A 14,918-nucleotide genomic window follows, 5' to 3' on the forward strand; every position below is an offset into this window, starting at 1 on the left:
GAGCTATTTCCTACTATTCGTCTAAATCTATCTCGTGAAAAAACGTGATAGGATATCGCTTCAAACGAAGTTCACTGAACTCCTATAAAAATTGAAGCTAAGTGAAGTAATCAGGGCTGGTATTTAATTGCCAATTTTAACTTTTTTAGTCATAGTTCAAAAATCTAAATATACAGAGTTCATTAAATCCGAAGCAAAACGCCTTGGATTTTTGGCTTGCGGCATTTCCAAAGCTCAGTTCTTAGAAGAAGAAGCTCCTCGCTTAGAAAATTGGTTAAATAAAAATAGGAATGGTAAGATGTCGTTTATGGAAAATCATTTCGACAAACGTCTTAATCCAACATTGCTTGTTGATGATGCGAAAAGTGTGATTTCTCTTTTATTAAATTATTATCCAGAAAAACTTCAAAATCCAGATTCGTACAAAATTTCTAAATATGCTTATGGACAAGATTATCATTTTGTCATTAAAGAAAAGCTTCAGGAGTTTTTATTTTCTATTCAATCAACTATTGGTGAGGTTTCAGGGCGTGCATTTGTTGATTCAGCGCCTGTATTGGATAAAGCTTGGGCTGCAAAAAGTGGTTTAGGCTGGATAGGTAAAAACAGCAATTTGCTGACTCAAAAAGTAGGTTCCTTTTACTTCATAGCAGAACTCATTATTGATTTAGATTTAGAATATGATAATTCAACTTCAGATCATTGCGGAACCTGTACTGCTTGTATTGACGCTTGTCCCACTGAAGCTATTGTAGCACCGTATATTGTAGATGGAAGTAAATGTATCTCTTATTTTACTATAGAACTAAAAGAGAATATTCCTCATGAAATGAAAGGCAGCTTTGATGATTGGGCTTTTGGATGTGATGTCTGTCAGGACGTTTGCCCATGGAATAAGTTTTCAAAAGCACATAAAGAACCTTTATTTAATCCAAATCCAGAATTACTTTCTATGTCCAAAAAAGATTGGAGAGAAATTACGGAAGAAACATTTAAAGTTGTGTTTAAAAATTCGCCTCTAAAAAGGGCAAAGTTCCAAGGATTAAAAAGAAATATTGATTTTTTAGAATAATTTTGGATCCTAGATCAGGTTAATTAATCGGATTGTTTTTTATAGAAGATTCTCTAATAATAATATTAGTGTCCAATTCAATTGTTCTTGGTTTAAAAGGAATTCCGTCTTTATGACAATTCATTTCTTCCAATAATAAGTTGAAAGACTCAATTCCCATCTCATGACTAGGCTGGTCTATAGTGCTTAATTTAGGCGTAAGTACTTGCGACATAAACCAATTGCTGAAGCCAATTACCGCTACTTGATCCGGAACTTTAATTTTGTTGTCATTAAAATAAGATAAAACACCAACAGCAACCAAATCAGTAACTGCAAATATTCCATCAACATCAGGATGGTCTTTTATTATTTGTTTTGCAAAATCTACTCCTTCTTGAAAGTTTACAGTTTCACAAGTATAGACTAATTTAGTGTCAAAAGGAATGTTGTTTTTTTCTAATGCTTTTTTATATCCTATATAACGGTCAATTGAATTTTGAGGATTTAATGGCCCACGAATATGAACAATTTTTTTGCAATTATTATCTATTAAATGTTGAACAGCATTAAATGCTGCTTTTTGATCATCAATAATTACTTTAGAACAAGAAATTAATTTGTTGATTTTATCAAACATTACAAAAGGAATGTTCCGGGTGATTATTTCTTTTAAATGATCATCATTATTCGATTCATTAGAAAGTGAAATGATAATTCCATCGACTCTTTTTTTAATCAATAGTTCTACTTGTTTTTTCTCTAAGGCCAATGACTCATTTGATTGTAATATAATAACTAAATAGCCATTTTTCTCTGCTTCATCAATAATTGCATTTACTACATTCGAAAAAAAATGATGTACAACTTCAGGAATAATTAATCCAATAGTTTTAGATTCTTTTGTTCTTAAATTTACAGCAAAACTATTAGGGGTATAATGTAGATTTTGGGCAAGATCAATTACTGCTTGTTTAGTTTTTGCACTAACATCAGGATAATTTTTTAAAGCTTTTGAAACTGTTGTTATTGAAATTCCTAGTTTAGTTGCAATTTCTTTAAGAGTGATGTCTTTCATGAATCGTATTTCTACTTATTTAATTTTAGAAAAATATTTCTCAGAAACGGTTTCCCTTTAAAGTTCGATGGGTTTTACCTTGTTTCATGTTTATGAAAAAGTATTATAACTTCAAATATTCTTCACCAAGATATTAATTTTTATCTTATTTCTGAAGTTTTTATCAAAATAAACAAATTAATATGGATTAGTTAAATTAAAAATAGGATGATTATTATTATATTAAAAAAGGCTACTTATTAAGTTGAATCTCTTTCTATTATGCTAGTTTCTAATTCAATTGATTGAAAAATAACAGGTGAATTATTCTTTTTTAAATTAATTTCATCAAATAAAATTGAGGCTGATTTTCTTCCAATTTCAAATCCAGGTTGGTCTACAGTTGAAAGTTTAGGACTCATTACACTAGACATAAACCAATTGCTAAATCCTAAAACGGCTATTTTTTGTGGAATTGCAATGCCTACTTCATTGAAATATTTGATGATTCCAATTGCAACTAAATCAGTAACCGCAAAAATTGCATCGATTTCTGGGTGCTCAGTAACTACTTTTTTTGCATTTTCATAACCATTTTCAAAATCCATGTTGTTATCACACACATAAACCAAAGAGGGGTCATAGATAATGTTATTGTCTTCTAAAGCTTTTTTGTAGCCCAAAAAACGGTCTATGGAATTTTGTGGTAAATAGGATCCTCTAAAATGAGCGATTTTTTTATATCCTTTTTTTATAAGATAGCTAACAGCATCATAAGCTGCTTTTCTATCATTAATAGTTACTTTAGAACAGTTGACAAGTTTTGCAATTTTATCAAAAAGTACTAATGGTGTATTATGAGAGAGTATGGTCTTTAAATGTTCAAATTCGCCAGTCTCATTTGATAAGGATATTAGGATTCCATCAACTCTTTTATTTAATAAAAGTTCAATTTGTTTTTTTTCAAATTCTAATTTTTCATTTGATTGTAAAATAATAACCAAGTAATCTCTCTTCTCAGCTTCTTCAAGAATTCCTTGAATTACATTTGAAAAAAAATCATGAACTAGCGTAGGGATAATCAAACCAATTGTTTTTGACTCTTTTGTTCTTAAGTTTACTGCAAAACTGTTTGGAGTATAATTTAGTTTATTAGCTAACTCTATAACTGCTTTTTTTGTCTTTTCACTTACATCTGAATAGCCTTTCAAAGCCTTTGAAACGGTTGTTATAGAAATTCCTAATTGGGAGGCAATTTGTTTGAGAGTGGTGTTATTCATATTTCATTACTCTAAATAGTAAAAGCCGAATAAAAAACTGCTTCTTGAAAACGAAATTACAATTAATTTATTGTAATTCAATTTTCAAGAAACAGTTTAATTTGAAATTACTGATTTTATATGTTTTTATTATTATTTGATTTCCATTATAATAGCTTCGTAAGGTCTTAAAATATTGCTTTTTAGTTTTTTAGTTCCAGTGTAGTTGTCTAAAATAATTTTAGATTTAGCAGTTGAAATTCCTATTTTGTACGGGCTATCTTTATCAGTAAAATTTAATAGCACTAATAATTTTTTACCATCTAATTCTCGTGTATAGGCATATACATTTGGATTTTCTCTGTCTAATAGCGTATATTTTCCATAAACAAGTGTTGATTCTTTTTTGCGTAATTGGACTAATTTTCTAAAATAATTCAATACTGAATTTGGATCTTTTTCTTGCGCTTCGGCATTCAAGGTCTTATAATTTGTGTTTACCTTCAGCCAGGGTGTTCCTGTAGTAAAACCTGCATTTTGAGTTGTATTCCATTGAAATGGAGTTCTTCCGTTTTCTCTGGACGTTTGTTTTTGTCCTTCTAAAAATGCATTCAAATCACCGCCCTTATTTTTTAAACCAATGTATTTGTTACGGGTATCCACATCATGATAATCATCAATAGAATTGAAACGAATGTTGTCCATTCCTAATTCATCTCCATAATAGTAATATGGAGTTCCTCTCATGGTCATTATAAAAGTAGAAAGCATTTTTGAAGAAATAGCTCTAAATTTTGGAGTGTCATTACCAAATTTACTGACCATTCTAGGTTGATCGTGATTGGCTAAGAATATAGCAAGCCACCCTTTATCTTTGAATGCTTGGTCGTATCGAGAAAAAATATCTTTGTATTTTACAAGGCCAAAATCTTTTAAATGTTTGCCAATATCAACACTTTCAAAATGATACGCCATGTTTAATTCTTTTCGATCGGGATCTACAAATAGCATAGCATCTTCAGGTGAACTCCCTGCGCCTTCAGCAACTGTCATGATATCATACTTGCTAAAAACTTCTCTATTCATTTCTTGTAAATAGTCGTGTAAATGAGGTCCTACACCATAATATTTTATGATATTTTTTTCATATCCTTTTGGTAATTCTGGCCAAGTGGTGTCTTTAGAAGCAAATTGGAAAGCGTCCATTCTAAAGCCATCAATACCTTTGTCTAACCAAAACTTCATAATATCATAAACTTCATTTCTTACTTTTGGATTTTCCCAGTTTAAATCGGGTTGTTTTTGGGAAAAATAATGAAGGTAATAGGAATCTGTTTGCGCATCATATTTCCAAGCATCACTGTTCACATCAAAAAAGCTCCATCTATAAGGTGGTTTTCCTTTTTCGGCTGGCCACCAATGGTAGTAATCTCTGTATTTATTATCTCTGGAACTTCTGGATTGTTTGAACCATTCATGCTCGTCGCTACTGTGATTCACCACTAAATCCATGATAAGTTTAATACCGCGTTTGTGCATTTCCTTTAACAAAAGATCAAAATCGGCCATAGTTCCAAAATCCTTCATGATTTCACGATAATTGCTAATGTCATAGCCATTATCATCATTGGGTGAAGTGTAAATTGGATTAAGCCAAACAGCATCTACTCCTAGACTTTTTACATAATCTAATTTAGATATAATCCCTTTTAAATCGCCAACTCCGTCACCATCGCTATCCTTGAAACTTCTAGGATATATTTGGTAGACTACGGCTTCTTTCCACCATTTGGAGTCATTTTTTGGAGTTGTTTTTACTGATATATTTTGTGCTAATGTGCTCTCAGATGAAAACAGCATCAGAGCAGAAAATAAGCATAAAGAAAAAATAGGTTTCATGGTTGTTTGTATTAATGGTATCTCGATTATTTAGAATTATTTTTTTGTGGGATTCATAAAATCATCAATTTCCTTAATAGCTATTTTTGGATTTGCACCCGTATTTTTTGCTACTAAAGCTCCCATGGCACAAGCAAAATCAATTGCTTTTTGAGGTTCGTTTGTGGTTAATAACTTGCTTAATAAAGAGGCTAAGAAGGAGTCTCCTGAACCTACAGTATCGACTACATCAATTTTGTAACCACTGTTGTAGTACATTTTTTCATTATAAAACAAAACAGCTCCATGGCTTCCTTTGGTTACACAAATATGTTTAGTGTTGGTGCGCTCGGCGATGAAAAGAATATTTTGCTCTAAGGAATGATAGGGTGAGTTTAGAAAAGCACTTATTTCATATAATTCATCATCATTAAACTTTATAAAATCAGATTGTAACATCAAACTGATAAGTATTTCTTTTGTGTAAAAAGGGGTACGTAAATTCACATCAAATATTTTATATTTGGCATAATTTATTAACTCTAATAAAGTTTGATAGGAAGTTAAGTCTCTGCAAACAAGGCTTCCAAATACAAATGCATCAGCTTTTTTTACCGTATTTTCGGCTTCGGGATTACATTCAATTTTGTCCCAAGCTACAGGATAATTGATGGTATAAGATGCAGAGCCTTTATCGTTTAATTGAACGAGCACTTCTCCGGTAGATAGGGTTTCGTCTATTTGAATACTGTTTGTAGGAATGCCATTTTTTTTAATGTAATCTAGCATTTCTCTACCTATTTCATCATTACCCACACGGCTTATTATTTGCGCTTTTACACCAAGTGAAGCTAATCTAAGAGCAACATTTAGAGGTGCTCCACCAATTTTTTTGTGTTTAGGGAAAACATCAAATAATACTTCTCCGAAACATACAATACTGAGTTCTTTTTTACTGTTATCCATTTTTAAGCATTTTATGTTCTAATTCTTCGAGTGATAATCCTTTGGTTTCGGGCATCATAAACAATACAAAAACTAATTGTAATACCATCATAAATGCAAAAAATGCAAATATAGGCCAAGGGTTTTCTTTAAATATATCAATCACTACAGGTCCGGCCAAAGTTATTAAGGCCGCGAAAATCCAATGAATTCCTGTGCCAAAGGATTGTCCATTGGCACGAACATTATTAGGGAATATCTCGGAAATAAAAACCCATATTACAGCTCCTTGTCCAATAGCATGAGAGGCTATAAATAGCATAATAGATGACATTAATATAATTGGTCCCATATTGTTGTAAAAAGCTAAAGCTACCATGCCTAAACTGATAATATAACCTAAAGAGCCAATAATCATCAGTTGTTTTCTTCCCAAAACATCTATTAATCGCATTCCCGCAATGGTGAATACTAGATTTGTTAGTCCAATTAAAATGGAATTCATCAAAGATTCTTTCGAACCTAATCCTGCCATTTCCAATATCTCTGGAGCGTAATATAAAATAAAATTGATTCCGGATAATTGATTGAAAAAAGCCAGTAAAAAAGCTAAAATAATTGGTAGTTTGTATCTTTTTGAAAAAATAGTTTCTTTGACCGTTGAGTCAACTAAATCTTTTTTAATTTCATGGAAATTTTCTAAAGCCTCCTCTTTATTATAAATCATTTCAAGAACTTTCATTCCTTCCTTATTATCTCTTTTTTTTAAGATTAACCAGCGCGGACTGTCCGGAATTTGTAAAACGACAATGCTATAGATCAAAGCAGGAACTGCTACGATTCCTATCATCCATCGCCAGTCATTGGCTCCAGCAAAACCTTCGAATAAATAATTAGAGAAAAATGCAATTAGGATTCCAAATACGATATTGAATTGGAATAATGTTCCTAATTTACCTCTATTTTCTGGAGTTGAAATCTCCGATATATAGATTGGTGCTGCTACTGAAGAAGCTCCAACTCCTATTCCGCCTATAAAACGAAAAAAAGAGAAAATATAGGGATTTGGCGCTAAAGCAGAACCTAAAGCCGATACTAAAAATAGGATTCCAATCCAAAATAATGTTTTCTTTCTGCCCCATTTATCGCATGGAATCCCTCCTAATAAAGAACCTAAAACAGTTCCCCATAATGCCATTGACATGATAAAAATGCCATGAAATAATGGTGTGGTATGCCATAATTCTTTTATTGGTAGATTAGCACCGGATATTACCACGGTGTCAAAGCCAAATAAAAATCCCGCTACGGCTACGGTAAGAGACCAATTTCGAACGTTATTCATTTTTATAGTTTTTGGTTGTTAGTTTAGTTGTTTTTATTTTGACGAAAGGCTTCTAATTTTGCCAAATTCCTTTTATTTTTGAGATTTTTATGTTTTTAATTTCTTGATTTTCATTAGATTGAATGCTAAGTTTATTGTAAGGCTTTTTTGGGAAAATTTGCTCAGTGAATGTGTAAATGCCATCATTGAGAAAAATTTCTATCGAAGACCAATCTAAAATTATATGATAGTTTATAGTTTTTGAAATAATATTTGGGGTTGAAGTCTTGTGAATTTCTTTTCCAAAATTGGCTTCGAAATTTACAATTCCGGAATGCCGTCTGTCTATAGAGAATGTTTTTTGTTTGGCATCATAATCAATTACTAAAGAATCTTTTGCATCGTTAGAAAATACTAATTTTAAATTCTTTGAATAGGCTTCAAACTTTATATTTGATTGATTTATATTGTCGTAATTTATTGTGAGAGTATGATTTGCATTTAGCGATAACAAATCTTTAGATAGTTCAGTAGTAAATTGTTTGTTTAGTTCTTCAACTGGAGTACTCTTTAGGATATAATTATTATTTAATTTTTCTAGTGCAAGTTCTCTTGGAAGTGTCATGGCACTTCTCCAGTTTTTTGTCGGTGTATTTCGTGCATATTGCCAGTTACTCATCCAGCCAATAAAGAGGCGTCTGTTATTTGGGGCATCATTATAAGTTACTCCTGCATAATTATCTGTTCCATAATCAATCCAGTTAGTCTCTTTTTGGACTGTTCGAAAAGTTTTTCCGTCAAAATCTCCTATGAAATATTGTGTCCCTGAACCCCCATTTGGTGCGCCAGGATTAATGCTAACAAGTAATACCCATTTTTCTTCATTTGAATTGGCTACTTTTAATTTGAAAATATCTGGACATTCCCAAACACCGCCATGAGCACCATTATTTTTACCAAAATCACTTTCGAATGTCCAATTTATTAGGTTTTTTGAAGTGTAAAATTGGGCGTGATCTCCAGCGACTAAAACTAAATTCCAAAGATTGGTCGCGGTATTCCAAAAAACTTTGGGGTCTCTAAAGTCTTTTAAATCAGAGTTTCCTATAATTGGATTTCCTTCGTATTTTAACCAAGTGTCTCCTTCGTCTAAACTGTAAGCCAGCCCTTGTGTTTGAAAGTTTGTTTTTCCTGCTTTTTCTCCTTCCATATTGTGGTAGGTAAAAATTGCGACCATTGGCGGGTTTTCCTTAGTTCCTAATTTAGAACTGTTATTTTGGTCTATTACTGCACTACCTGAAAATATAAGCCCCAGTTTATCAGGAAATAAAGCGATTTTTTTATGTTTCCAATGAATTAAATCTGTACTCGTAGCATGTCCCCAATGCATAGGCCCCCACACAATGTCATTTGGATAATATTGGTAAAACAGATGATAGATACCTTTATAATATACCATTCCATTAGGGTCATTCATCCATTTTTTTTCTGGGGAAAAATGAAATTGCGGTCGAAAAGGTTCTTTGAATATTTTTGAAGAATCACTTTCTGTTTTTTCAGAAGAATTAACCGTAATGATAGCATTATTTTCTTCTTTTTTACAAGAAAACAACAATAATGAAGTCCCGAATAAAAATAAGATTAATGGAATAGTACTTGTGAACTTCATTTAAAAAAGGGTTTATTTTTATATTATATCTATAAAAATAGAATTCTTTTTTTTAATTATTCAATTCGTAATAATCAAAAACGTTTTCGGTAAGTCGAAAACGTTTTCGATTTAGAATCAATGTACTATATCGAATTATATAATTATTTAACGAATTAATTATATAAGTTTGAAAATATTATTAAAAATTATAACTATGATTTCAAATTTTAAAAGCCTGTTCTTAATGTTTTTAGTGTGTCAAGCTGTTTTTGGACAAACAAAATCAGATCAATGGCATTTATATGCAAACTCCAGAGAAAATTATTATGGAGTTGCTATGGCAAATGGTCAAATAGGAATTGTTACAGATGACACCCCTTTAAAAACAAAAGAGATATTATTGAATGGAGTTTATGATGGTAGTCCTGAAAACGGAATAAGTAGAATTGTAAGAGGAATTGAATTTTTAAACTTACACCTTATTATAAATAATCAAGAAATAAAATCGAACAATATTGATAATTGGAGTCAAGTTGTTTCCATGAAAGAAGGAACTAGCACAACCTCATTTACATTCAAAGATTTTGCAAGTATTAATTATACAATTTTAGCCAATAGAGCGGTTCCATATTCTGCTATGGCAATTGTTGAAATTACTCCTAATAAAGACATCGAAATAGCAGCTAATAATTATATGGTTGTCCCTGATGAATTGAAAGATGCAAAAAGTCAGTTTCGGGTATTAAAAGATAATCAGTATTTGATGCCGGTTTTTGGAACAACTGCAAAAACATTAACGGGTAAGTATACAGTTTCAGCGTCAACAACTTTTCTTTTTGACGGGCAAAGTGAAGCATTGAAGAAAACTGGAAATGAAGTTGGGTTTTCTAAAAAATTAGTAAAAGGGAAAAAATATCGATTTGCTATTGCCGGAGGGATTTGCACTTCAAAAGATATTACGGATCCTTTGAATGAATCCGAAAGACAACCTATATATGCATTGCAACAAGGAATTGATAATTTATTGAATCGTCATAAAGAAGCTTGGGCTGAATTATGGAATACAGGAGACATTCAAATAGAAGGAGATTTAGATGCGCAACAACGCGTAAGATTCGCTTTGTATAATTTGTATTCCTATATACGTCCGGAAACAAGACAAAGTGTTGCGCCTATGGGATTGTCTTCTCAAGGATATAATGGACATATTTTTTGGGATAGCGAGCTTTGGATGTATCCTACGCTTTTAGCCTTGCAGCCTGATATGGCAAAATCTTGCTTAGATTATCGTTCCGACCGTTTGCAAAAAGCAAAACAGAAAGCTACCATATATGGATATAAGGGGGCCATGTATCCATGGGAGTCTGATGATACAGGAGAAGAAGCAACGCCAACTTGGGCTTTGACGGGAATTTTCGAACAACATATTACGGCTGATGTTTCGATTGCGTTTTGGAATTATTACGCTTATACACAAGATAAGTCTTGGTTAAAGAAAGAATGGAGCGTATTAAAAGAAACGGCTGATTTCTGGGTAAGTCGAGTAGTTAAGAATCAGGATGGAAGTTATTCTGTTTTGAATGTTGTTGGTGCAGATGAATACGCACAACATGTCGATGATAATGCTTTTACAAATGCTTCAGCTATTGAATCATTAAAAAACACCATTAAGGCAGCTACAATTTTAAACGAACCTATCGATCCGAAATGGGTAGCAGTTTCTGAAAAATTAGTAATTCATACCGAAAATGGAATTACTCAGAATTACAAAGGATATAAAGGACAAATTATTAAACAAGCCGATGTAAATTTATTAGCATATCCGTTACATATTATTACTGATAAAGCACAAATTGAAAAAGATTTGGAATATTACACTGAAAAAATCGATAAAAAAGATGGTCCGGCAATGGCTTCAGGGGTTTTGTCCGTTTTGTATGCTCGATTAGGTGATAAGGAAAAAGCGTATAGTTATTTTGTGAAATCCTATTTGCCAAATAGTCGACCTCCTTTTGGTGTTTTTTCTGAATCAGCAAACAGTAATAATCCTTATTTTGCAACAGGAGCGGGTGCGATGCTTCAAGCCGTAATTTATGGTTTTGGAGGTGTTGAGCAAACTGATAATGGATTGAAATATAATAAAGGATTGCTTCCAAAAAAATGGAAGTCATTAAAAATAATTGGTTTGGGAATGGATAACAAAACAATTACAATAGAATAACAGCATAAAACAAAAATTTCCTGCCACGATTACACTTTTTGATCTTTTTAAGAAATTGAAAGAAGTGTATTCGTGGCTTTTTTATGGAAATAGCTTAAAATCCTTCTTAATAACCTCTTTTAAAATAAAATCATTGCCATAAATAAATTCCTCAAAAAAAGGGGGAATCTCAATTAAGTAGGCCATTCGATTAGAAAGAATGCTAATTTTAGAATTAAAGGCTATTTGATAAATAAGTACGAAAAAGGCTTTTAGATTAGAGAATCTGTAACGATTTTCGTTATAAAGCCTTTTTTTTGACATATGTTTAAGTATTGAATATGGTAAATTAAGTCAAATTATGACAATGTGTTTTTTTTAACGCTTTTTTTTAAATTTTATATAATTTTAGTATTAATTTTTTGAAGTATTAATTTTAAAATCGAAAACGTTTTCGACTCAACGAAAACGTTATAGTTTGTAATTTTCTTAATTTTATCATAAAATTAGTATTATGTTTACCACATATTTTAAAACAAACCATTAAAACAAATTATTAACCAACTTATTTATTACGTATGAAAAATAGTCTATTAAAAGGCTTGATGGTGTTTCTAACGATGCTATGTACTAGTTTGACTTATTCGCAAGATGTGTCCGGTACAGTATCAGATGCTAGTGGTCCGCTTCCAGGGGCTTCTATATTAGTTAAAGGAACAACAAATGGAGCACAAACAGATCTCGATGGAAAATTCACTATCAAAAATGTTGGCTCAAACGCAGTTTTGATTTTCAGTTACATTGGTCTTAAAAGTCAAGAAGTAAGTGTAGCAGGGAAAAGCTCAGTTAAAGTAATCTTAAAAGAAGACTCAGCTGAATTAAAAGAAGTAGTAGTTATTGGCTACGGTTCTGTTAAAAAGAAAGATGCAACTGGTGCAGTTGATCAAATTGGAGCTAAAGATTTCGATAATGTATCTTCTCCTTCGCCAGCTCAATTATTGAGAGGTAAAGTAGCTGGTGTTCAGGTGACTCAGTCAAGTGGGGAGCCAGGAGCTGGGGTTGCTATTAGAGTTCGTGGAAATTCATCCATTCGTTCAGGAAACGGTCCATTAATTGTTATTGATGGTGTGCCATTAGATGGTGGAAATGTTTCTGGTGGTGGAGATGATTTATTAGGAGCGTCTTCAGCAAGAAACCCATTGAACTTTGTGAATCAAAATGATATAGAAAGTATAAGTGTATTGAAAGATGCTTCTTCTACTGCTATCTATGGTTCTCGTGGTGCTAATGGTGTAATTGTAATTACTACTAAAAAAGGAAAATCAAAAGAACCTCAATTAGCTTACAGTACATCAGTACAATTCAGTAAAATGGCTGGTAAATTTGGTGTAATGGGTGCAAATGAATTCGTTGCTGCAGGTGGAGTTGATAAAGGATCAAGAACTTATGACTGGAAAGATGCCGTTTTACGTAATGGTTTTTCTATGAATCATGATTTGTCTTTTAGCAAAACAACTGAAAACTCTAATACTAGAGTGTCTTTTGGTGCAGCTAACACAAATGGTATTGTAAAAAATTCAGGTTTGGATAAATACAGTGCTTCTGTTTATAATTCAAATGATTTCTTTGGTGGAGCTTTAAAAGTAGAATCAAGATTGATTTATGCTTCTATAAAAGATGAAACTACATTGTTGTCTAATAATGCAGGTTTTATTGGTAATTTAATTGGTACAGCATTGTATTGGAATCCAACATTGCCAATTTATAATGCAAATGGTTCTTATAATGTAGTAAGTAATACGTATTTGAATCCTGTGCAGTTATTAAATGCTTACAAAGATTATACTAATACTAATAAAGTTTTAGGAAGTATCAATACTACTTGGAAGATTAATAGTCACTTGAAATACCAATTCTTATTTGGTATAGAAAGTTCAAATTCTATTAGAAAAAGTCAACTATTGCCAACTATTGATATCTTGAATGTTGCTCAGGCATCAGTTCCTGGTTCTACTGAAGTTAAACATGGTCAAGCTTCAATCAATAGTCAAAATAAGTTTAATAAAACTTTTGAGCATACATTGAATTATAATAATGACTTTGGTGATAACTTTAACTTAGATGCATTGGTAGGATATTCTTACTATGATTATACTGCTGATGGAAGTTTTTCAAGTGCTAAAGGTTTTGATATGGCTCAGACTAATTTGATTGATAATATCGAAGGTGGTCTTCAAAATGAATTTAGAGTTTCTTCTTATAGAAATAGAGTAGAATTACAATCTTATTTTGGTAGAGTAAATGCTACATTATATAAAAAATTAATTCTTACAGGAACTTTAAGATCTGATGGATCTACTAAATTAGGAGTAAATAATAAATATGATTATTTTCCATCAGTTGGTATAGCTTATAAAGTTGTAGACAATAAAGAAGGTATTGTAAACAGTTTTAAAATTAGAGGGAATTACGGTATTACAGGAAATCAAGAATTTGCTCCAAACTCAGCAATTTCTAGAGGTTCTTATGGAATCAACGGTACTTTAGGTGTAGATACTAATTCAAATGCTGATTTGAGATGGGAAACTACTAAATCATATGGTGTAGGAACTGATTTTGAATTGTTTAACAATAAATTGACAGGTTCATTGGATTATTTCCAAAGAGATACTAAAGATTTAATTTTCCCAGTACCTGCAGCAGCTACGCAACCAGGGCCACCATCTCCACGTTTCAAAAACTTACCTGGAAACTTAATCAACAAAGGAGTTGAGGTAGCTTTGAGTTATAAAGTGATTGACAAAGAAGATTTAACATGGGATATCTCAGGAAATGCATCTTTCTTAAGTAATGAAGTTAAAAACTTTGCAGGTTTCATCTCTACAGGAGGATTGAACGGTCAAGGATTGACAGATGCTTATGCACAGGTAATTACTAATAATCATCCAGCATATACTTATTATATGTATGAGTGGAGAGGGTATGATGCTAGTGGAAATTCTATCTATGCTGATGCAGCTGGTAATGATACTGGTTTAGGTACTGCCGCTAAAAAATTATTGAACAAACAACCTTTACCAAAAATAAATGTTGGTTTCTCTACTAATCTTACTTTTAAAGGATTTGATGCTAGTGCTTCTTTCTATGGTGCATTTGGTCATTATATCTATAATAATACAACTAATGCTTATTTCTTTAAAGGTGCTTTCCTTGGAGGTAGAAACGTTACTCAAGAAGCAGCGACTTCTGCGCAAGCACAAGGAGATCCAAACTCACCATCTACTAAATATTTAGAAAAAGGGGATTTCTTAAGAATGGGTAATTTAACATTTGGTTATACTGTAAAAGGAGATGTTTTAGAGAAATTTAAAATTAAAACAGCTCGTTTCTATGTTAATGCATCAAATTTATTTATAATTACAGGTTATTCAGGTTCTGATCCTGAGGTTGATACTGATAAATCATTGAATGGCGTGCCTTCTGCTGGTATGGAGTATTTATCTTACCCAAGAGACAAAAGTGTAGCTGTTGGACTTAACGTAACATTTTAATT

General features: G+C 31.9%; 9 protein-coding genes. 3 read left to right on the forward strand and 6 right to left on the reverse strand.

The features are described from left to right. Positions 1-151 precede the first annotated feature (151 nt). The gene (gene queG, locus OA85_RS06820; protein ID WP_039109425.1) at positions 152-1,072 is read left to right on the forward strand and encodes a tRNA epoxyqueuosine(34) reductase QueG; all 921 of its coding nucleotides are present in this window, start codon (positions 152-154) and stop codon (positions 1,070-1,072) included. A 19-nt stretch (positions 1,073-1,091) separates the two neighbouring features. On the opposite strand, the gene OA85_RS06825 is transcribed toward queG, so the two are convergent. From OA85_RS06825 to OA85_RS06850, 6 genes are all read right to left on the reverse strand, one after another. Further along, the gene (locus tag OA85_RS06825; RefSeq protein ID WP_039108752.1) at positions 1,092-2,129 is read right to left on the reverse strand and encodes a LacI family DNA-binding transcriptional regulator; all 1,038 of its coding nucleotides are present in this window, start codon (positions 2,127-2,129) and stop codon (positions 1,092-1,094) included. A gap of 239 nt (positions 2,130-2,368) precedes the next feature. Further along, complete coding sequence (locus OA85_RS06830) at positions 2,369-3,388, reverse strand: LacI family DNA-binding transcriptional regulator (RefSeq protein ID WP_039108754.1); 1,020 nt, start codon at positions 3,386-3,388, stop codon at positions 2,369-2,371. 132 nt (positions 3,389-3,520) lie between these two features. Beyond that, entirely contained in the window at positions 3,521-5,266 is a 1,746-nt protein-coding gene (locus tag OA85_RS06835; protein ID WP_039108756.1) for an alpha-glucosidase, read from the reverse strand. A 36-nt stretch (positions 5,267-5,302) separates the two neighbouring features. After that, entirely contained in the window at positions 5,303-6,211 is a 909-nt protein-coding gene (locus OA85_RS06840; RefSeq protein ID WP_039108759.1) for a carbohydrate kinase, read from the reverse strand. Then, complete coding sequence (locus OA85_RS06845; RefSeq protein WP_039108760.1) at positions 6,204-7,535, reverse strand: sugar porter family MFS transporter; 1,332 nt, start codon at positions 7,533-7,535, stop codon at positions 6,204-6,206. Before OA85_RS06845 ends, OA85_RS06840 begins: the two co-directional genes overlap by 8 nt. Before the next feature lie 52 nt (positions 7,536-7,587). After that, positions 7,588-9,183 carry a glycoside hydrolase family 32 protein gene (locus OA85_RS06850; protein WP_039108762.1) on the reverse strand — a complete coding sequence of 532 codons (1,596 nt, stop codon included), beginning with the start codon at positions 9,181-9,183 and terminating at the stop codon, positions 7,588-7,590. Positions 9,184-9,379: 196 nt separating this feature from the next. Here OA85_RS06850 and OA85_RS06855 point away from each other — a divergent pair, with 196 nt between their 5' ends. After that, a complete protein-coding gene (locus OA85_RS06855; RefSeq protein ID WP_039108764.1) occupies positions 9,380-11,386 on the forward strand; it encodes a glycoside hydrolase family 65 protein in 2,007 nt (668 codons plus the stop codon). A gap of 557 nt (positions 11,387-11,943) precedes the next feature. Beyond that, the gene (locus tag OA85_RS06865; protein WP_231557083.1) at positions 11,944-14,916 is read left to right on the forward strand and encodes a SusC/RagA family TonB-linked outer membrane protein; all 2,973 of its coding nucleotides are present in this window, start codon (positions 11,944-11,946) and stop codon (positions 14,914-14,916) included. Positions 14,917-14,918 lie beyond the last annotated feature (2 nt).

The sequence above is a fragment of the Flavobacterium sp. AED genome (genome assembly GCF_000812945.1).
Classification (GTDB): Bacteria; Bacteroidota; Bacteroidia; order Flavobacteriales; family Flavobacteriaceae; genus Flavobacterium.